17 protein-coding genes and 1 tRNA gene are annotated in these 20123 nt (G+C 70.3%); 9 read left to right on the top strand and 9 right to left on the bottom strand.

Translation table 11 applies throughout. From position 1 onward, the window contains the following. Window positions 1-111: 111 nt before the first annotated feature. Genes OH809_RS05640 through OH809_RS05630 form a run of 3 tightly spaced genes read left to right on the top strand, consistent with a single transcriptional unit; the run spans window position 112 to window position 3625 of the window. Window positions 112-636, top strand: a complete 525-nt coding sequence (locus OH809_RS05640; protein ID WP_406423434.1) for a PadR family transcriptional regulator — start codon at window positions 112-114, stop codon at window positions 634-636. Beyond that, the gene (locus OH809_RS05635) at window positions 633-1331 is read left to right on the top strand and encodes an ABC transporter ATP-binding protein (protein ID WP_406423435.1); all 699 of its coding nucleotides are present in this window, start codon (window positions 633-635) and stop codon (window positions 1329-1331) included. Before OH809_RS05640 ends, OH809_RS05635 begins: the two co-directional genes overlap by 4 nt. Beyond that, window positions 1328-3625 carry an FtsX-like permease family protein gene (locus tag OH809_RS05630; protein WP_406423436.1) on the top strand — a complete coding sequence of 766 codons (2298 nt, stop codon included), beginning with the start codon at window positions 1328-1330 and terminating at the stop codon, window positions 3623-3625. The genes OH809_RS05635 and OH809_RS05630 overlap by 4 nt, the downstream gene beginning before the upstream one ends. Before the next feature lie 302 nt (window positions 3626-3927). Here the strand turns inward: OH809_RS05630 and OH809_RS05625 are convergent, their stop codons facing one another. Together OH809_RS05625 and OH809_RS05620 are read right to left on the bottom strand one after the other, a co-directional pair. Then, window positions 3928-4785 carry a sugar phosphate isomerase/epimerase family protein gene (locus tag OH809_RS05625; RefSeq protein WP_406423437.1) on the bottom strand — a complete coding sequence of 286 codons (858 nt, stop codon included), beginning with the start codon at window positions 4783-4785 and terminating at the stop codon, window positions 3928-3930. A gap of 29 nt (window positions 4786-4814) precedes the next feature. Further along, window positions 4815-8303, bottom strand: a complete 3489-nt coding sequence (locus OH809_RS05620) for a ThuA domain-containing protein (RefSeq protein ID WP_406423438.1) — start codon at window positions 8301-8303, stop codon at window positions 4815-4817. 259 nt (window positions 8304-8562) lie between these two features. On the opposite strand from OH809_RS05620, the gene OH809_RS05615 reads away from it, so the two are divergent. Beyond that, window positions 8563-8937 carry an MmcQ/YjbR family DNA-binding protein gene (locus OH809_RS05615; RefSeq protein ID WP_406423439.1) on the top strand — a complete coding sequence of 125 codons (375 nt, stop codon included), beginning with the start codon at window positions 8563-8565 and terminating at the stop codon, window positions 8935-8937. 88 nt (window positions 8938-9025) lie between these two features. Here the strand turns inward: OH809_RS05615 and OH809_RS05610 are convergent, their stop codons facing one another. After that, window positions 9026-9928 carry a transketolase family protein gene (locus OH809_RS05610; RefSeq protein WP_406423440.1) on the bottom strand — a complete coding sequence of 301 codons (903 nt, stop codon included), beginning with the start codon at window positions 9926-9928 and terminating at the stop codon, window positions 9026-9028. A 58-nt stretch (window positions 9929-9986) separates the two neighbouring features. Further along, window positions 9987-10688 (bottom strand): transketolase, encoded by a 702-nt coding sequence (locus OH809_RS05605; protein WP_406423441.1) that lies wholly within the window; start codon window positions 10686-10688, stop codon window positions 9987-9989. A 484-nt stretch (window positions 10689-11172) separates the two neighbouring features. On the opposite strand from OH809_RS05605, the gene OH809_RS05600 reads away from it, so the two are divergent. From OH809_RS05600 to OH809_RS05590, 3 genes are all read left to right on the top strand, one after another. After that, window positions 11173-11246 (top strand) — tRNA-Pro (locus OH809_RS05600). Window positions 11247-11545: 299 nt separating this feature from the next. Then, the gene (locus tag OH809_RS05595; protein WP_406423442.1) at window positions 11546-12097 is read left to right on the top strand and encodes a nucleotidyltransferase family protein; all 552 of its coding nucleotides are present in this window, start codon (window positions 11546-11548) and stop codon (window positions 12095-12097) included. Beyond that, complete coding sequence (locus OH809_RS05590; protein WP_406423443.1) at window positions 12085-12906, top strand: acyl-CoA dehydrogenase family protein; 822 nt, start codon at window positions 12085-12087, stop codon at window positions 12904-12906. Before OH809_RS05595 ends, OH809_RS05590 begins: the two co-directional genes overlap by 13 nt. A gap of 185 nt (window positions 12907-13091) precedes the next feature. Here OH809_RS05590 and OH809_RS05585 read toward each other — a convergent pair whose 3' ends face one another. The 5 genes from OH809_RS05585 to OH809_RS05565 form a co-directional block, all read right to left on the bottom strand. Next, window positions 13092-13877: an SDR family oxidoreductase gene (locus OH809_RS05585; RefSeq protein WP_406423444.1), complete on the bottom strand. Its 786-nt coding sequence runs from the start codon at window positions 13875-13877 to the stop codon at window positions 13092-13094. A gap of 89 nt (window positions 13878-13966) precedes the next feature. Next, entirely contained in the window at window positions 13967-15046 is a 1080-nt protein-coding gene (locus OH809_RS05580; RefSeq protein WP_406423445.1) for an acyl-CoA dehydrogenase family protein, read from the bottom strand. Next, entirely contained in the window at window positions 15043-16038 is a 996-nt protein-coding gene (locus OH809_RS05575) for an acyl-CoA dehydrogenase family protein (RefSeq protein ID WP_406423446.1), read from the bottom strand. Before OH809_RS05575 ends, OH809_RS05580 begins: the two co-directional genes overlap by 4 nt. Further along, a complete protein-coding gene (locus OH809_RS05570; RefSeq protein WP_406423447.1) occupies window positions 16038-17258 on the bottom strand; it encodes an acyl-CoA dehydrogenase family protein in 1221 nt (406 codons plus the stop codon). Before OH809_RS05570 ends, OH809_RS05575 begins: the two co-directional genes overlap by 1 nt. Beyond that, window positions 17258-18106 carry an enoyl-CoA hydratase gene (locus OH809_RS05565; RefSeq protein ID WP_406423448.1) on the bottom strand — a complete coding sequence of 283 codons (849 nt, stop codon included), beginning with the start codon at window positions 18104-18106 and terminating at the stop codon, window positions 17258-17260. The genes OH809_RS05570 and OH809_RS05565 overlap by 1 nt, the downstream gene beginning before the upstream one ends. 48 nt (window positions 18107-18154) lie before the next feature. Here OH809_RS05565 and OH809_RS05560 point away from each other — a divergent pair, with 48 nt between their 5' ends. Then, window positions 18155-19321 carry an acyl-CoA dehydrogenase family protein gene (locus OH809_RS05560; RefSeq protein ID WP_406423449.1) on the top strand — a complete coding sequence of 389 codons (1167 nt, stop codon included), beginning with the start codon at window positions 18155-18157 and terminating at the stop codon, window positions 19319-19321. Continuing rightward, window positions 19318-20103: an SDR family oxidoreductase gene (locus tag OH809_RS05555; RefSeq protein WP_406423450.1), complete on the top strand. Its 786-nt coding sequence runs from the start codon at window positions 19318-19320 to the stop codon at window positions 20101-20103. The genes OH809_RS05560 and OH809_RS05555 overlap by 4 nt, the downstream gene beginning before the upstream one ends. Window positions 20104-20123: the final 20 nt, after the last annotated feature.

Below are 20123 nucleotides of genomic sequence, written 5' to 3'. Positions count from 1 at the left end.
AGCGGCTCAGGGTGGTGGATCCGCACTGGTCGACCGTCGCTGTCTTCACGTAATCCCAGCCTGGTATCCGCCTGTTGACGCCGACTAGATACTGAGTGTAGACACTGAGGTATGACCGTTCCTCTTGCGCTCCTCGGACTCCTCGAACGGGAGTCGAGCCACGGCTACGACCTCAAGCGCGACTACGACACCTACTTCGGCCGGGGTAAGCCGCTGCCCGCCGGGCAGGTCTACTCGACCCTGGGCCGACTCGCCCGCGACGGAAAGGTCGAGGGCGGCGAGACCGAGCCCGGGTCGGGGCCGGACCGCAAGCGCTACGTGATCACCGAGCTGGGGGTCACGCAGGTTGAGACCTGGCTGACCGAGCCGGTCGCGGGCGAACCGCACCTGCAGACGGTGCTGTTCACCAAGGTCGTACTGGCGCTGTTGCTGGAGCGCGACCCCCGCGCGTACCTCGACATCCAGCGCGCCGCCCACATGGAGCGGATGCGGGAGCTGACCGAACTGCGCCGGACTGGCAGCACGATCGACTCGCTGCTCGCCGACCACGGCGTGTTTCACCTGGAAGCCGATCTGCGGTGGATCGACCTGACCGTGGCGCGGCTCGCCGCACTGACAGCGGAGGTGCGCTCATGAGTTCGGACGAAGGCTTCCTCGTAGAAGCGCGGGACGCCGTCCTGTCGTTCGGGCAGACGCCCGCGCTGCAGGGCGCGAACCTCTCCGCCGTCGGCGGCGAGATCCTCGCCGTCACCGGCCCGAGCGGCTCCGGCAAGTCCACGCTGCTGCACTGCCTCGCCGGGATCCTCGTACCCGACTCCGGCGAGATCTGGTTCGACGGCCGCCGCATCGACACCCAGCGCGAGCCCGAGCGCAGCGCGATGCGCCGGGACCGCTTCGGCTTCGTCTTCCAGTTCGGTCAGCTCGTCCCTGAGCTGACCGCCGAGGAGAACGTCGCCCTGCCGCTGCTGCTCGCCAAGTCCCGCAGGGCGAGCGCGCTGGCCGAGGCGCGGTCGTGGTTCGGGCGGCTCGGCCTGGACGGTCTCGAGGGGCGCCGGTCCGGCGAGCTCTCCGGTGGACAGGCACAGCGTGTCGCCCTGGCCCGCGCCCTGGTCTCCCGGCCGAAGGTGCTGTTCGCCGACGAGCCGACCGGGTCGCTCGACTCGCTCACCGGCGAGCACGTGATGGACCTGCTGGTCGCCTCCGTACGCGAGGAGGGCACCACCGTCGTCCTCGTCACCCACGAGCCGCGGGTGGCCGCCTACGCGAACCGCGAAGTCATCGTCCGCGACGGCAAGGTGACGCCGCTGTCCGTCGAACGGCTCGCCTCGTGATCCGCCTCGGCCTGCGCCTCACCCTGAGCGGCGGCAGGGAGGCCGCCTCCCGCCTCGCCGTCATCGCGGCCGCCGTCGCCCTCGGCGTGGGCCTGCTGCTGAGCATCCTGGCGGCCATCAACGCCACCGCTGCCCAGAACAGCCGGAACGCCTGGCTCAACACCGGCTCCGGCAAGAGCGCGTCGAGCCAGTCGGCAGCGAAGGCGGACACGGACCCGCTGTGGTGGCTGCTCAGGGCGGACCACTTCGAAGGCCAGGTCATCGGCCGCGTCGACGTCGCTGCCATCGGCCCGAACTCGCCGGTCCCACCGGGCCTTTCACGCCTTCCCGCACCGGGCGAGTTCTACGCCTCACCCGCCCTCAGTAAGATCCTCCACTCCACCCCGGCCGCCGAACTCGCCGACCGCTACCCCGGCCACGAGGTCGGCACGGTTGGCAAGGCGGCGCTCCCGGGCCCCGACTCCCTGGTCATCGTCATCGGCCACAGACCCGACCAGCTCGCGAAGCAGCACGACGCCACCCAGGTCACCTCGATCACCACCGTCAACCCCAGCAACTGCAACGGCACGAACTGCACGGTCAGGGCGGGCATCGACAACAGGGGCACCAAGCTCATCCTCTCCGTCGTGGGTACTGCCCTGATCTTCCCGGTGCTCATCCTCATCGGCACGGCCACCCGGCTGGCAGCCGCCCGCCGTGAGCAGCGCTTCGCCGCGATGCGCCTGGTGGGCGCCACGCCGCGCCAGATCTCGATGATCTCGGCCGTCGAATCGACGGTCGCCGCGGTGATCGGCATGGCCGTCGGCTTCGGTCTCTTCTACCTGTTCCGTACGCAGCTGGCGGCGGTCAACCTCACGCGTACGCCGTACTTCGCCAGCGATCTCACGCTCCGGGCCGTCGATATCCTGCTCGTCGCCATCGCCGTCCCGGTGGGGGCCGCGATCGCGGCCCGGATCGCCCTGCGCCGCGTGCAGGTCTCCCCGCTCGGGGTCACCCGGCGCGTCACGCCGCGCCCGCCGCGGGTCTACCGCGTGATCCCGCTGGCCGCCGGTATCGCCGAACTCTCGTACACCATCGGCCGGGTGCCCAGGGGCACCAACGGCCAGATCTGGGTCTTCGTCCCGGGAATCCTGCTGGTCCTGACCGGACTCGTCATCGCCGGCCCCTGGCTGACCATGGCCGGAGCCCGCGTCCTGGCCCGGTTCACCAGCCGACCCGCGCTGCTCGTCGCGGGTCGGCGGCTCGCGGACGACCCGAAGGCCGGCTTCCGCGCGGTCAGCGGGCTGGTCCTCGCCCTGTGCGTCACCAGCGCGGCCGTCGGGATCATCGGCTCGCTGAACGCCGAGCGCGGCATCCCGAAGGGTAGCCCGGCGGCCGCCGGCGCCCTGATCGCCAACTACGTCCAGCGGATCAACCATTCTTCAGGGGAGTTGGTCGGAAGCGTGCCCCCGCTCTCGGAGGCCGCGCTCGGCGACCTGAACTCGGTACCGGGCGTCAAAGGCGTGCTGATGATCCACACGAACCCGCTTGGCACCACGGACCCGGCCTGGCGCGGCCCCCAAGGCGGCGGGACACCGCCGGTGGCCGGCCTGGCCTCGTGCGCGGAGCTCGCAAAGATGCCGGCCTACAGCGCATGCGCCTCCGGAGCCGAAGCGGCATCGGTCACCCAGAACTACGGCACCTTTGGCACGTACTACCGGGAGGACTGGCCTACGGCATGGCCCGCCGCCGCCATCTCCGCCCGGCGGCTCGCCCGCCTACCGGTCCAGGAGATCGTCGTGGCCACCACCGGGTCGACGTCGGCGATCGAACGCGCGCGCACCATACTCGCGAACACGTATCCCGACCAGGACGTCCCCTGGACCGTCCGCGAGGACCATGCCGTCAGGGGCGCACAGCTCGCCGGATACCAGCAACTGGCCAACGTGGTCATTTTGGTCAGTTTCCCCATCGCCGGCTGCAGCCTGGCGGTGAGCGTGGCCGGGGGCCTACGCGACCGCAAGCGCCCCTTCAGTCTGCTGCGGCTGACCGGCACGCAGCTCGGGGTGCTGCGGCGGGTGGTACTGCTGGAGAGCGCGGTCCCGCTCCTGGTGGTCGCGGTGGTGGCGATCGGGATGGGCTTCCTGACTGCCCAACTGTTCGTACAGGCACAGTTCACGTACTCGATCCGGGCGCCGGGGATCCAGTACTACGCGATCGTGCTCACCGGGCTCGTCGCCTCGCTGGCGGTCATCGCGTCCACGATGCCGCTGCTCAGACGGATCACGGGACCCGAAACGGCACGCAACGAGTAGCAGGTACGACGACGGCTCGGACCGGCTGACTGCAGCCGGTCCGAGCCGTCCGTCGTTCAGGGAGGCTGGATCGCGAACTCGTACTCGAGCACGGCAGGGTCCGAGGGCAACGGCGTCGTAACCCCACACGGCCTACACCTCATGCGCCGCCGCTCCCGCATCGCTCACACAACAGCCTGCAGATCCAGCCGCGGAATCGATCTTTCGCGAATTACGTGCAGGTCAGACCGGGCGATGTCCGCTTCCGATCGGGCGGTGAACGAAGTGATGGGGAACGGACACCTCGCTGCGCGCCGGTCCGCTCAGTACCGCAGCCGCGACAGATACGTATAGCTGGCGAGCGCCGAGGCGAACGGATCAGCCGGTGAGTCGTGCTCCACCAGCCACTGCTTCACTCCGCCCCGCCGCGCCGTGTCGAACATCGCCGGGAAGTCCAGCACCCCCGACCCGACATCGGCGAAGTCCCCGTTCGGCGCCATGTCCTTCACGTGCAGCGCCGGGAAGCGCCGGGGATGGCGTACGAACAGCTCGCCCGGCGCCGAGGCGCCACCGTTGGCCGCCCAGTACAGATCCAGTTCGAAGCCGACGAGTTCCGGATCGGTCTCGGCGAGCAGGATGTCGTACAGGCTGACCCCGTCCACCACCTGATGGTCCGTGCCGTGATTGTGGTAGAGCAGCTTCAGTCCGGACTCGCGGGCGGCCAGTCCCACCCTGTTGAACTCCCGGGCCACCTGCCGGTATCCGGCCGGACTGTGCAGCGATCCGGGCAGACTGGGTACGACGATCCACTTGCCGCCCAGCGTGTGGATGTCCTCCAGCGCCTGCGGCAGCCCGGCGCCCTTCACGATGTCGTACGCGACATGTTCGAGGACCGCCTTGAGCCGTGTTTCGTCCAGCATCCGCCGGATGTCGGCCGCGCTGTTGCCGTGCCGGCCGCTCACCCCGACCGTCGCGTACCCGATCTCCGCCAGCCGCTCCAGCGTGCCCCGGAAGTCCCTCGCCAGAGGGGTCCGCATGGTGTACAGGTGCATGCCGATCCCGGACGGCGGGATGCGGCGGCAGCGCCCGGATTCCGTGGCGGACGCCGGGGCCGTACCGAGCCCGGTGGCCGCGGCGACACCCAGAGCCGTACCGAGAAACGCACGTCGTGTGCCGTTCATATCGTTTTTCTCCTCTCAGCCGACGCGGCTCAGCCCACGTCGATGTGGATGGAACCGGTGCTCGTGTCGCCCTTGTCGTCGGTGACCGTCAGATGCGCGGTGTACGCACCTTTGCGGCCGTAGGTGTGCGCCGCCGTGGCGCCCTCGGGCCCTGCGGGTTTGACGTTGTCGCCGAAGTCCCAGTGGTACGAGGTGATCGTGCGCCCGGCTGCCGGCCTGACCACACTGCTCAGCGCGACGGTGAGTGGCGAGCTGCCTGTGGCCGGGTCCGCCTTCACCGTGACCTGCGTACCGGGTTTCTTCTCGACGCCGGACCCGTTGAAGTGCAGCCAGTCCACGGCGAACAGGTCGGCCTTGTCGCTCGACCACTCCGGGTTGGTGAACACCGCGTACAGCTTCACGCTGCTCCCCGGGTCCTCCAGGGCCGTGGTCGGCGAGACGACCTTGCCCCAGTCCCCGGTGTTCGGCACGGTCACCTTCCCGAGCAGTTGCCCCGTCGGGGAACCGGCTCGGAACTCGACACTCCCGCCGATCCCGCCGGAGGCCGCGCCGACCGTCACCGAGTCGATGTTCTTCAGATGCACCGGATCGAAGCTGATCCAGTCACCGTCCTCGATCTCCGTCAGCCGCTTCCCGCCGGAGGCGTCGGTCCTGTTGCCGACCACCACCCCGTCGTGCGCTCCGCCCGTCGCGGTGAAGTGCTCCGCCTCACGGAACGCGGTGCGCAGTGTCAACGAGGTCGAGCCGGTGAGCGCCGGGGCGTCCGGGGCGCCCTTGTCCTCGTAGCGGGCGGTGATCCCGTAGTACAGATTCTGGCCCGGGCCGTGGCTGTCCCCGGCATCCGTGACGATCTCGCCCGCGCAGCCGGTGTAGTTGTCGAGCGGATGCAGATGCGTGTCATGGCCGAGCTGGGACTGCACGACCACCCGCGAGCAGTCGATCGGCAGTCCGTTCCTCCCGTCCTCCGTGTCCTTCACCTTCACCGTGAACGGGATGGTGTCGCCGAAGCTGAACATCCCCCCGTTCGGTGGCTGTTTGATCGTCACTTCGGGCCGGGTGTTGCCGACGGTGATGTCCTGCACCGCCTGCGCGGTCAGACCACCGGGCCCGGTGACGGTCAGCCGCGCGGTGGTGAGCCCCTTGGTGCGGTATGTGTACGAGGGGTTCGGCTCCGTCGAGTCCGTGGTGCCGTTGCCGTCGAAGTCCCAGGCATACGTGACCGGCCGACCGTCCGGCAGCCCGGAACCGGCGCTGGAGAACGCGACGGTGAGCGGCGCCGGACCGTTGTCCCGGCTCGCGGTGATCTTCGCGTCGGGCAGCCGTCCGTCGCCGACGTAGTCGATCCGGTAGATGCCCGCCCCCTCGTTGCTGCCGCCGCGGCCGGTGCCGCTGCCGCGCCCGAAGTCGATGACGTACAGCGCCCCGTCGGGACCGAAGTCGGCATCGAACGGCTGGTTCCACTTCATGTCCGCGAAGACGCCGTTGATCGACTGGAGTTCACCGGCCTTGACGGGAGCGAACCGCGGATGGGTGAACGTCTGGTCCTTCTGCTGGAAGGAGAACGTCTTGAACCACTGCCGGGTCAGCTCGTAGGTGATCCACTTCCCCTCGAAGTACTCGGGGAACTTGGTGCGGTACGTGTTGTCGGGGTCGTAGTCGTACACGGGACCGCTCATCGGACCTCCGCCGCCGGTGCCGAGCTCCGGGAACTCGGCGGACGCGGAGTAGGCGTACCAGACCGTTGCGGGCTGCGCGGGCGGCAGATTACGCAGCCCGGTGTTGTTCGGCGAATCATTGACGATCGCCGCGCAGTCGAACTTCGGACCGGACGTCTTCGTCGTGAAGTCGTAGTCGCTGAACGGGGTGTTGTTGCCGACGCAGTACGGCCAGCCGAAATTCCCCGCCTTGGTGATCCGGGTGTACTCGACCGTGCCTTCCGGCCCGCGGTCGGCGACCGCAGCCCTGGCGTCCGGGCCGTAGTCGGCGACCATCAGCGCGCCGCTCACCGGATCCGTGGTGATCCGGAACGGGTTGCGCATCCCCATCGCATAGATCTCCGGACGGGTCCTCTCCGTACCGGGTGCGAAGAGATTGCCCTCGGGGACGGTGTACGTGCCGTCGTCCTTCGGGGTGATGCGCAGGATCTTGCCACGCAGATCGTTCGTATTGCCCGCCGTGCCCTGGGCGTCCCAGGCGCGGCGGCCCTCACCCTCGTCGATCGGGCTGAATCCGTCCGAGGCGAACGGGTCGGTGTTGTCACCCGTCGCCGCGTACAGATTCCCGTCCTTGTCGAAGGCGAGCGAACCGGCCATATGGGAGTTGGCCCGGCCCTCGCCGCGCCAGGTCGGAATGGTCAGCAGTCTCTTCTCCGAGGCGGGGTCGACCGTGTTGCCGGTGGCCGTGAAGCGGGAGAGGTTGAGCCGCTTCTCGGTCTTGTCGGAATGCAGCAGATAGAGCCAGTTGTTCGTGGCGAAGCCCGGATCGAGCGCGAGACCGAGCAGCCCGTCGGACTGGCTGGTCATCTCGGGCGTGTACGCGAAGTCCAGCGCGGTCGTGACCTTCATGGTCTGCTGGTCGATGACCTTGAGCTTTCCGGTGCGCTGGGCGAAGAACACCCGGCGGTCCGGTGTGACCGCCAGCTCGAACGGGTCGGCGAGGTCGCTGGTGGCCAGTGCCGTGCGCTGGAAGGAACCGGTCCGAGTCGCGGTGCAGTCACCCGACTTGGCACCCGCGGCCCACTCGATGCCGCCCAGCAGATGCTTGACGAAGCCCTCCTCCTGGAAGGCCGACGAGGCATGGCCGCCGGCGGTGAACCAGGAGCGGCCGCCGTCGTAGTTCTGGCACCAGGAATACGGATGGTCCACGCCCTCGTCCAGACCGGTGATGCCGTCGCGCACCTTGATCTGCGCGAGCGTGTGCACCTTGGAGGTCGGATTGGTACGCCAGTTGTACCACTCCTCCGTACGCTCCCAGAGGTCCGGAAGGCCCTTGGTGGAGGGGTGCGCATGGTCGAGCACCTTGACCCGGCCGGTCTGCACCGCGGGATGCTTATCGAAGATCGCGCCGACCAGGCCCTCGTACCAGTCCCAGTCGCGCTCACTCGCCGACGCGGCATGCAGCCCGACCCAGCCGCCGCCCGCACGGATGTACTTCTGCAGGGCGGCCCGCTCGTCGGCATTCAGCAAGTCGCCGGTCTGCGGAGTGGAGTTGGTGTTGTTGAAGACGATGGCCTGGAAGCGGGCGAGATCGGAGTCATTGAAGACGGCCGAGTCGTCGGTGGCCTCCACGTCGAAGCCGTTCTCGGCACCGAGCTTCTTGATCGCTTCGATCCCCGCAGGAATCGAGTCGTGCCTGAAGTTGGTGACCTCGGAGTAGACCAGAACCCGGAACGGGGCCGCGTGGGCGCGAGGCGGCGAAGCCACCAACAGGCCGAGGACCAGGGCGAGAAGTGCGGTGAGGGCGAGGAGAGATGAGGGTAATCCTCGCGACGGGTCTCTGCTGAACGGATGATGACTCATGGGCGCTCCCTGCGCGGTAGATGCCGACTGCGGGATGTAGAAAGCGCTTTCTGAAGTACGCCGTTCAGAGTAGGTTCACGTCTTCCACGGGGTCAATGGGTCGGCAGGGCTCTCTGTGACTCTGCTGCGAGGGGGGTGCGGCCCTGCTGCGGACGGCTCGGGGCGGCGGCCGGGTCCCGCGCTCCCGGCGATTGTCAGTGCCGGGCGCTACGGTCGAATCCGACCGCACCTGGCTGGTTCACCGGATCGGAGACCGTGGATGACCACCGCCGACGACGTCCGCACCATCGCGCTTGCCCTGCCAGGCACAGCCGAGAAACTGGCCTGGGGGCAGCCCACTTTCCGGGTGGCCGGGAAGATCTTCGCCGCACTCGGCGACGACGACACGACGATGGGCGTGAAGTGCCCGGTCGAGGACCGGACGGAGCTGATCGCCGCCGAACCGGAGAAGTTCTTCACGCGCGAGGGCCACGACGACACCTACGCGTGGCTCCGGGTGCGGCTCGCCGCACTGGACGACGTGGACGAACTGACGGCGATCCTCGCCGACTCCTGGCGCCAGGCGGCACCCCGAAAACTGCAGGACGCCCATCCGGAGCTGGGCCGGGCCATGGCCGACGGCGAGGGCGCCTGACTGCTTCCGGACCGGGAAGCGGGACGCGGTGGGTGCGGATCTGGAAAGGCACCGGCGGCGGATACGGCTGCCGTCGCCCCCGCGCCGGTCAGCCGCCCAGGAAGCCGCTGATCCGTTCCCGCAGCCCGTGCGGATCCAGGCCGTGTGCGGCGAGGTGTTCGTCCATCTGCCCGTACCGGCGAAGCTCTGCCTTCCCCACCCCGAGCCCCAGCACCCGGTGCGGCAGATCGACGAGCGCATCGTTGGCGGCGCCCGTCGACGTGCCCGCCAGGTACGGCTCGACGATCACCACGTCCGCCGTCTCCCGGCCCCCGACCGCGCGCCGGAGTCCCGCCGCGTCGAAGGGGCGCACGGTTGTCGCGTACAGCACCGTCACATCCAGGCCATCCGTCGCCGCCAGGACGTTGTCGAGCATGGGGCCGACGGCGATCACCGCCCCGTTGCTCCCTTCCCGCACCGGCGTGAACCCGCCACCGACGGCGACCGCCCGGGCCCGCTCGTTCTGCTGGAGTGAGAGCCGCAGGTAGACCTTGTCCTCCCCGGCGGCAGCCTGCCGCAGCAGGGCCTCCGCCTCGTCGGGGTGGCCCGGCACTTGCACCGTCCAGCCGTCGAGGGTGTCCATCAGTGCGACGTCGCCGGGCGCCATGTGGGTGACGCCGCCGGCGGGCCAGTCGTACGAACCTCCGGCGCTGACCAGTACCCCGGTCACGCCCTGATGCCCGAAGTCGAGCTTCACCTGCTCGAAGGGCCGCTCCACCAGGAACGGGGCGAACGTATGCATGATCGGTCGCATCCCGGTCAGTGCCAGTCCGGCCCCCGCGCCGACCAGCAGCTGCTCCCGGATACCGACATTGATCACCCGGTCCGGATGAGCGCGCTCGGCGCGGTCGAAGCCGTCCCGGCTGATCTCGGCCAGCACGACGGCCAGCCTGGGGTCGTCGTCCAGCAGCCGCGACGCGGTGGTGATGAAGCGGTCACGCATGGTGTCCATGGGTCGGTTCTCCCTCATTCTGAAATCGCTGAATCGCTGGTGTGTGGTGGTGCGGCGGTCAGTTCTTGGGGGAGACGCGGGCGACCACGGCCCGCGGCTGCCCGGGATGCGGTGCCGTGTATGCCGCGTACAGCGCCTCGTGGTCGCGCCCGTCCACGGTCGCGGCCGACCAGCCGGCCGCCTCGAACCGGGATGCGATGCCGCCGGGCCACCCGAAGGTGGCGGAGGCGTTGTCGATCACCAGGGTGTGCAGCTGCTCGAGGCCGGCCGGACCGGCGTAGGCGATCGCCTCGTGGTTGCTGCCCTCGTCCAGCTCGGCGTCCCCGATCAGCACCCAGACCCGGGGGCGGCTCAGCCCCTGTGCCCGGAGCCCGAGCGCACTGCCGACAGCCAGCGGCAATCCGTGTCCCAGTGAACCGCTGCCGATCTCGGCGCCGGGGACGAGCATGCGGTCCGGGTGATGCCCCAGCGGTGAGTCGTACCCCCCGAATCCGGGCAGCAACTCCTCGTCGAGGAAGCCGTGCGCGGCGAGGACGGCGTAGTACGCCATCGGTCCGTGCCCCTTGGAGAGTAGGAACCGGTCCCGGTCCGAGGCGTCGACGGTGTCGGGGGTGACGCGGAGCACCCGGTCGTACAGAACCCAGAGGGCGTCGAGGGTGGAGGTGGCGGCGGGCCCGTGCTTCTCGTCGCCGGTCATCAGGCTCATCAGGCGATTCAGGTCACGGTATGTGTGCGCCGGAGCGGCGGCCTTGATCGTCATTCATCCAGCATCCAACCTCAAGGATGGTTGAGGTCAAGCGCGGAAGGGGTTCACAACTGCTGAGCAAGCACATCGTTTTGGCGAACATGGACGCGATTGGGTGAACGGTGTGACGAGCTGCGGGTATGCCCGGCGGGGTGTGCGTAACGTATTCGGTGCGATCTGGGACGCCGGGTGTGGCGTCAGCAGTCGGGCCCCCGTGTCACCAGCGAGATGGTTCGGGGCCTCCCCGTCGCCTCTGGCCACACCCATATGGCCAGGTCGTAGGAATTCCGCCCGCCCGGGACGGACCGCATACGGGATATGCGTCGCCGACCGGAACGCGAAAGCGGAGGACCAGTGCGCCCAAGACCGTTCGGGGCGTACCGGTGAGCCGGGACTCACTCCTGCTCACTGCCCAGGAACGGTTCGTGAGCACCCGCTCAAGTGCGGTATTGTTCTCATGCGCGTTCGGCCAGGGGGAAAGACCAGGTCAGGCGAGCATCGGGACGTGGCGCAGCTTGGTAGCGCACTTGACTGGGGGTCAAGGGGTCGCAGGTTCAAATCCTGTCGTCCCGACTTATAGAAGTCGCAGGTCAGGGGCCGTTTCAGAGCAATCTGAAACGGCCCCTTGATCAGTTTTGGGGACCAGTTGGGGACCGGTTGGGTCCAACCCTCTTGACCGGGTCAGCGGGCGACGGCGATCGGGCTCGGCGGGGAGCTCAGCACGCTGAGGGGGCGGCCCCGGCGGGGGCGATCTTGTGTACGTCGGTGTGCAAGGGTGGAGTCCGGTATGGGAACTGCCTGAATATCCCCTGGTGTCGAGGGTTCTTGAGGAGCGGGGCTTCCTCTTGGGCCACCTGTGGTAGGCAAGGCGGGTGATCAGCCGACTCCCTCTTGACGAGCAACTTGAGTCCTTGCGTGCGGTGCTCTCCCGAAACGACGTGTTGACGGAGGTCCTGGCACGGACTGCGACGCTGGACCTGCCCGGGTGGTATCTGACGGCCGGGGGCCTGTTCCAGACCGTGTGGAACATGGTCACGGACAGGCCGCCGACCAGCGGCATCAAGGACTACGACGTCTTCTACTTCGACGCCGGCGATCTGTCCTGGGAGGCGGAGGACGCGGTGATCAAGGCCGGACGGGAGATCTTTGCCGATCTGCCCGCAGAGGTGGAGATCCGCAATGAGGCCCGGGTTCACCTCTGGTACGAGGACAAGTTCGGAGTGGCGTGTCCGCCTTATGAGTCCACCGAGGCGGCGATCGACAGTTTCGCCGCGACGACGTGCTGCCTGGGAGTGCGTCTGGAGGCCGACGGCCGGTGGCGCGTGTACGCGCCGCACGGCCTTTCCGACGTGTTCAACCTTGTTGTCCGGCCGAATCCGGTGCTCGCCCCGTCTCGTCGGCCTACGCGCCCGTGGGCCGGCTGACCCCGGTCGCCGGCGGCTACCGGCTCTCCGGCCGGTGGAGTTTCTCCTCCGGCTGCGGGCACGCCGGATGGGCGCTGCTGGGGGCCCTGGTCGTCGGGGCGCAGGGCCGTCCCGTCGACTTCATGACGGTGCTGGTACCCCGCTGCGACTACCGGATCGAGGACGTCTGGGACGTGGTGGGGCTGCGGGGCACCGCCAGCAACGACATCGTCGTGGAGCCGGTGTTCGTCCCGGCCCACCGCGTGATCCGCAACTACGAGCAGGCGCAGCTGAAGGGGCCCGGCCAGAAGGTCAACCCCGGGCCGCTGTACCGGCTGCCGTTCGCGGCCGCCTTCACCAGTGCGATCACCGCTCCGGTCATCGGCGCCGTGGCCGGCGGCTACGACTCGTACATCTCCTTGATGAAGGAGCGGGTCCGGCTCAGCCTGGGCGGCGGCAGGTTCGTCGAGGACCCCTTCGCCCAGGTCGCGATCGCGCGGGCGGCCTCCGACCTCGACGCGACGCTGCTGCAGATGGACCGCAACCTGCGCGAGCTGTCGGCGCTGGCGGCGGAGGGGCGGGAGATCCCCGTGGAACTGCGCCTGCGCACGCGCCGGGACCAGGTGCGGGGCACCGAGCGGGCCGTCGCCGCGATGGACCTGCTGTTCAAGATGGCGGGCGGCAACTCGCTGCGCCGGGGCAACCCCATCGAACGCGCCTGGCGGGACGCCCACGCAGGCAGTGTGCACGTGGCCAACGACGTCGAACGGGCGCTGGCGATGTACGGCCGCGGCGCTTTCGGGCTCACCGTCGAGGACAACCTGGTCTGAGACGACGAGGCGCCGCTGCCGGACTCCGGCGGCGGCGCCTCGTCGCGTCACGGCGAGACGGAATGTCCGGTCACGGCGAGACGGAAAAGGGAAACGGCCGCGCGGCACCCGCGCGGCCGTTTCCGTGCGGGCCACCACGGGGCCCGCACACAGACCTCAACCGACCCGTCCGCCCGGCCTCACCCTCACCCCGTCTCGCCGGACTTCACGGCGAGATACCGGGAAGGGAACTCGCCGCCGCCGTGCACCGCCAGGTCCGCGCCGTTGACGTAGGAGGCGAGGCCACCGGCGAGGTACAGACAGGCGCCCGCGACGTCCTGCGGGACGGCCATCCGCTCCATCGGGACGACCCGCGCCACCGCGGCCCCGCCGTCCTCGCCGTAGACGGCCGCGGCGCTCTCCGTGCGGATCAGGCCGGTGGTGATGTGGTTGACCCGCACCTTCGGCGCCCACTCCAGGGCCAGCGCCCTGGTCAGGGTGAGCAGACCGGCCTTGGCTGCGGAGTAGGCGGCCGTGCCGGGCTGCGGGTCGTGGGCGGAGACACTGCCGATGTTGATGACCGAGCCACCACCGCTCTGGGTCCGCATGACCCGGTTGGCGGCCTGGGCCACGTAGAACGGGGCCAGCAGATTGAGGGCGACGATCTTCTCGACGAACCGCGGCGAGACCGTGGCCGCTTCGGCGTCGGGAGAGCCGCCCGCGTTGTTCACGAGGACGTCCAGCCGGCCGAAGCGGTCCACGGCGCCGTCGACGAGCCGCGCCGCCGCCGCGGGGTCGCGGACATCCGCCGGGAGGAACACGGCGTGCCGCCCGTTCGAACCGGGCAGCGACCCCGGCTCGTTGCGGCCGCAGACGACCACATCCGCGCCCGCGCCGAGGAACGCCTCGGCGATCGCCGCACCGATGCTCTTGGTACCCCCGGTGACCACCACGACGCGTCCGGTGAAGTCCATCGGGTTGTTGCTGTCCATGATCCCGCCTTCTGTCAGGCTCCGGTCGGTCTTACTGGAATCCGTGGGTGGAACCACGGACCCGGGTGACCGGGCTTGTGCCCGGCCGGTCACGCCGCGGTCAGCCCCAGGCCGGTGGCGAGCCGGCCCCGGTGCCACGACGGCGGGCCGAAGAGCCGGCCGGAGCCGTGCGCGCGTTTGAAGTAGCGGTGCGCGGTGTGTTCCCAGGTGATGCCGATACCGCCGTGCAGCTGGATCATCTCGCCCGCCACCGCGGAGAACGCCTCCGAGCAGGCGGACTTGGCGACGGCCGCGGACCGGCTCAGCTCCGACGAGCCCTCGACGGCCGCGAAGGCCGCGCCGAGTGCGGCCGAGCGCGCCGACTCCACCAGCACGTACGCGTCAGCGAGCCGGTGCTTCACCGCCTGGAAGGAACCGATGGGCCGGCCGAACTGGACGCGGTCCTTGGCATACGCGACCGTGAGTTCGAGACAGCGTTCGGCCGCGCCGACCTGCTCCGCGGCGAGCGCTGCGCAGGCCAGGTCCAGTACGTGCCGCAGCACCCGGTCGCCCTCGCCGTCGGTGCCGATGAGCCGGCCCTCGGCGCCGTCGAGGACCACGCGCGCCTGTGGCCGCGTCAGGTCCATCGTCACCACCGCCTCGCGGCGTACTCCCGCACCGTCCACGGCTACCTCGAAGAGCGAGACCCCGGCCGCCGTGCGAGCCGCCACGAGCAGCACATCGGCCTCGGTGCCGTCCAGCACGTGCTCCTTGGTTCCGGTGATCCGCCAGGTGCCGCCGTCGCCGGGTCCGGCGACGGCCCCGGCCCGGATCGCCGCCGGGTCCCAGGAACCCTGCTCGGCCCACGCCAGCGTCCCCACCGCGCGGCCCTCGGCGAGCCGCGGCAGCAACCGGGTGCAGGCCGCCGCGTCACCGGAGGCGAGCAGCGCCTGCACCGCGAGCACCGCGGAGCCGAGACAGGGGACCGGGCTCAGCTCCCGCCCCAACTCCTCCATCACGACGTGGACTTCCGCCGCTCCGCAGCCCGCGCCGCCGTACTCCTCGGGGACGGCGAGCCCCGCGACCCCGATCTGCCCGGTCAGCGGTCGCCAGGCCGCCGCACCCTCGTAACGTGCCAGCAACGACCTTACAGCGGACCGCAGTTCCTCCTGTTCCTCCGTCAGTCTCATTTGTCTGCTCCCTGGAGAACGCGGGCCCGGCACGCGGCGGGGGTGCCCCAGGCGTCGCGCAGGGGGCGGGCCTTGCGGATCCACAACGACAGGTCGAGTTCGTCGGTGTAGCCGAGGGCGCCGTGCAGTTGCAGGGCCGTGCGGGACGCGGCGTACGCGGCCTCGCCCGCCGTGACCTTGGCCGCCGCGATCTCGCGGGCCGACGCCCGGCCGGAGGCCAGGGCCAGGGCGGCCGAGTGAACCAGCGGCTGGGCGAATTCGAGGGCGAGGAGGGTGTCCGCCAGTCGGTGCTTCACCGCCTGGAAGGAACCGATGGCCACCCCGAACTGGGTGCGCTGCCGGACGTATTCGACCGTACGCGCCAGCAGGGCGCGGCCCAGCCCGAGGGCCTGGGCGGCCGTGGCCAGCGCCGCGACGTCGGCGGCGTGCGCGGCCGCGGCGACGACCTCGGGCCCCCGCGCCAGCACGGTTGTGCCGACCGGCCGGGCCGGTCGGCGGGCCGGGTCGGCGGACGGCTGGACGGGGCCCGCCGACTCCGCCAGGCGCAGGGTGTCGCCGTCCACGACGAAGACGGCGTCGGCGGCACCCGCGTCCAGGGCGTAGGGGCTGTCGGGGGAGAGCAGGCAGAGCGAGGCGACCGTCTTGCCGGAGGCGATCACGGGCAGCCAATCGGCGGCAGCGGCCTCGTCGCCGAGCCGGTCCAGGAGCGCGGCGGCGGCGACGGTCTCGACCAGCGGTCCGGGGACGGCGTGCCGTCCCAGTTCGGTGAAGGCGACGGCCAGTTCGAGCGGGAGCGGGCCGAGGCCGTCGTGCTGCTCCGGCACGGCGAGGGCGAAGACCCCGGCCTGCGCGAGCCGGTCCCACAGGGCGCGCCCGGGGCCGTGGTCGCCGGACGCCCAGGCCCGTACGGCACCCGTGGTGTCGTACGAGCCCAGCATGCCGTCCAGGGTGCGGGCGAACTCCCGCTGTTCGTCGTCCAGGAGGAACCGCATCACCGGCGTCCCTTCGGCAGGCCGAGCAGCCGCTCGGCGATGATGTCGCGCTGGATCTCGTTCGTGCCGGCGTAGATCGGCCCGGCGAGGGAGAAGGTGTAGCCCTCGGCCCAACTGCCGTGTCCGGGCGCCTCCTCGGCGCCGTCGGCCAGCTCGCCGTACGGACCGAGGAGGTCCAGGGCGGTTTCGTGCAGGGCGATGTCGAGCTCGGACCAGAAGATCTTGTTGAGGCTGGACTCGGCGCCGATCGTTCCCGCCCGCCGCCCACCACCACCCTTGCTCGAGGGCCCTGCGGGCCCGCCCCCCTCTGCGGCCAGGCGCGAGGCGCCCGCGTAGGTGAACAGCTGGTAGGCGCGGGCGCCGATCACCGCGTCGGCGACCCGGTCGCGCAGAGCCGTGTCGGCGGGGTCGGCCCGCTCCCGCCACAGCGCGGTCAGGCGGTCGGCGGCCGCGGTGAAGCGGCCGGGGCTGCGCAGGGTCAGGCCGCGCTCGTTGCCCGCGGTGCTCATCGCCACCCGCCAGCCCTGCCCGGGCTCGCCGATGACGTCCTCGTCGGGCACGAACACGTCGTCGAGGAAGAGCTCGGCGAAGGCGGGCTTGCCGTCGAGCCGGCCGATGGGCCGTACGGTCACGCCGTCGGCGTCCAGCGGGAACATCAGATACGTCAGGCCCTGGTGCGGCCTGCCGGCATCCGGGTCGCTGCGGAAGAGGCCGAAGGCCCGGTCGGCGAAGGCGGCCCGCGAGGACCAGGTCTTCTGGCCGCCCAGCAGCCAGCCGCCGTCGGTGCGCACGGCCGTCGAGCTCAGGGAGGCGAGGTCGGAGCCGGACTCCGGCTCGGACCAGGCCTGGGCCCAGATGACCTCGCCGCTCGCCATGCGGGGCAGGATGCGGGTGCGCTGCTCCTGCGTACCGTGCTCGAAGAGGGTGGGGGCGAGCAGGTTGATGCCGTTCTGGCTGACCCGGCCGGGCGCGCCGGCCGCGTAGTACTCCTCCTCGAAGATCAGCCATCGAAGGATCGAACTGCCGCGTCCGCCGTACTCCTCGGGCCAGGAGACCACCGACCAGCGGTCCGTGAAGAGGGTGCGTTCCCACTGCCGGTGGGCGGTGAAGCCTTCGGCGGTCTCCAGGGAGGGCAGCGGGGTGCCGGGGACGTGTGCGGCGAGCCAGGCCCTGGCCTCGGCGCGGAAGGCGTCCTCCTGCTCGGTGAAATCGAGGTCCATCAGGATCCCGCCTTCTTCATCGCGCGGATGTCCATGCCACCCAGCGCGTCGGGGGCGGTCTCGGCGTTGTGCGCGTGTGCGAGGTGGTGCAGTCCGAAGACCGAGTCCATGCCGGTGTGCAGACCCTGCAGGTCCTCGGCCTGGTTGACCGCGCGCTTGGTCAGGGCGAGCCCCATGCGCGGCATCTCGGCGATCCGGGTCGCCACCTCCGTGACGCGTTCGGTCAGTTCGGCGCGCGGGACGACACGGTTGACCATGCCGACCTCGTACGCCCGCTGGGCGCTCATCCGGTCGCCGGTGTACAGGAACTCCTTGGCGATGCGCGGCGGCATCACCCAGGGGTGCGCGAAGTACTCGACGCCCGGGATGCCCATGCGGACCACCGGGTCGGCGAAGAACGCGTCGTCGGAGGCGATGATCAGGTCGCAGACCCAGGCGAGCATCAGGCCCCCCGCGACGCAGGCGCCCTGCACCGAGGCGATGACCGGCTTGGGCAGTTCGCGCCAGCGGCGGCACATGCCCAGGTAGACCTCGGACTCGCGGGCGAAGCGGCTTTCGGCTCCGGCCTTGTCCGAGTGGTCCCACCACAGTCCGGCCTTGCGGTCGAACGGCAGGTGGGCGTCCCGTTCCGGCGTGCCGATGTCGTGGCCCGCGGAGAAGTGCTTCCCCGCTCCGGCCAGGACGACGACCTTGACCTCGTCGTCGTCGGCGGCGCGGTAGAAGGCCCGGTCCAGGGCGTAGGTCATCGCGGAGTTCTGGGCGTTGCGGTAGTCGGGCCGGTTCATGGCGACGGTCGCGACCGGGCCTTGCCTCTCGTAGCGCACCGGTTCGTCGTGGGCAGCGGTCATCGTGCCCCCGCCTTCCCTAACAAGTGTTTGGTAGACTACCGTACGGCCATGAGCAGCGTCGAGGAGTTCCGTACCGAGTTCCGCAACTGGCTGGCCGCCCACCTCACAGGGGAGTTCGCGAGCCTGCGTGGCCGTGGCGGCCCGGGCCGGGAGCACGAGGCATTCGCCGAACGGCTCGCCTGGGAACGGCACATGGCGGCCGAGGGCTGGACGTGCGTGGGCTGGTCGCAGGAGTACGGCGGCCGGGGCGCGACCCTGGAGCAACAGGTCGCCTTCCACGAGGAGTACGCCCTGGCCGACGCCCCCGCCCGGGTGGGCCACATCGGGGAACAACTGCTCGGCCCCACCCTCATCGCCTTCGGCACGCCCCAGCAGCAGGAGCGGTTCCTGCCACCGATCGTGGAGGCCCGGGAGCTGTGGTGCCAGGGATACAGCGAGCCGGACGCCGGTTCCGACCTGGCGAACGTACGGACCCGCGCCGAGCGGGACGGCGAGGATTGGGTCGTCACCGGGCAGAAGATCTGGACCTCACTGGCCCACGAGTCCGACTGGTGCTTCGTCGTCGCCCGCACCGAAGCCGGATCGACCCGCCACCAGGGCCTGTCCTACCTCCTGGTGCCGCTGGACCAGCCCGGCGTCGAGATCCGGCCGATCAACCAGCTGACCGGCACCTCGGAGTTCAACGAGGTGTTCTTCGACGGTGCGCGCACCCGCGCCGGACACGTCGTCGGCGCCCCCGGAGAGGGCTGGAAGGTGGCCATGGCCACCCTCGGCTTCGAGCGCGGGGTCTCCACTCTCGGCCAGCAGGTCGGCTTCCGCCGCGAACTGGAGTCCCTCATCGAACTGGCCCGGCGCAACGGCGCGGCCGACGACCCGCTGATCCGCGACCGGCTCGCCCGCGCCTGGGCCGGCCTGGAGACCATCCGCTGCAACGCCCTGCGGATGCTCGACCAAGTCGCCGCGGGCGCCCCCGGCCCCGAGGCATCCATCGGCAAGATCTTCTGGGCGACCTGGCACCGGGAACTGGGCGAGCTCGCCATGGACGTGTGCGGCGCCGACGGCATGCTGGCTGCCGGTCAGCCGTACGACCTCACCGACTGGCAGCGGCTGTTCCTCTTCTCCCGCTCCGACACCATCTACGCCGGCTCCAACGAGATCCAGCGCAACATCATCGCCGAGCGCGTCCTCGGCCTGCCCAAGGAGGCCCACCCATGACCACACTGCCGCCCTATGTGTCCGGCCACGCCCTGCTCGACGGCCGCACCGCCGTCATCACCGCCGCCGCCGGTGCGGGCATCGGCGGGGCCACCGCCCGCAGATTCCTGGAGGAGGGCGCCCGGATCGTCATCGGCGACGCCCATGCGCGCCGACTGAAGGAGAGCGCCGAAGCGCTCGCCGAGGAGTTCGGCGCCGACCGGGTCGCCGCACTGCCGTGCGACGTCACCGACGAACAACAGGTCGCGGCCCTCTTCGACCTCGCTCAGGAGCAGCACGGCCACCTCGACATCGTCGTCAACAACGCCGGACTCGGCGGCACCGCCGACCTGGTCGAGATGACCGACGAGCAGTGGTCCACGGTTCTCGACGTCACCCTGAACGGCACCTTCCGCTGCACCCGCGCCGCGCTGCGACGGATGAAGGAGCGGGAGCGCGGGGGCGTCGTCGTCAACAACGCCTCGGTGATCGGCTGGCGCGCCCAGCGCGGCCAGGCGCACTACGCCGCCGCCAAGGCCGGCGTGATGGCGCTCACCCGCTGCGCGGCCGTCGAGGCCGCCGATTACGGCGTGCGCGTCAACGCCGCCGCGCCGAGCCTCGCGATGCACCCGCACCTGGTGAAGGTGACCACCCCCGAACTGCTTGCCGAGCTCACCGAGCGCGAGGCGTTCGGCCGCTACGCCGAGCCCTGGGAGGTCGCCAACGTGATCGTCTTCCTCGCCAGTGGCTACTCCTCGTACATGACTGGCGAGACGGTCTCGGTCAGCAGCCAGCGGGCGTGACGAGTGTTGACCGGATACCG

Source organism: Streptomyces sp. NBC_00873 (assembly GCF_045207415.1).
In the GTDB taxonomy this organism is placed as follows: domain Bacteria; phylum Actinomycetota; class Actinomycetes; order Streptomycetales; family Streptomycetaceae; genus Streptomyces.
This window is presented reverse-complemented; position numbering and strand designations above follow the sequence as displayed.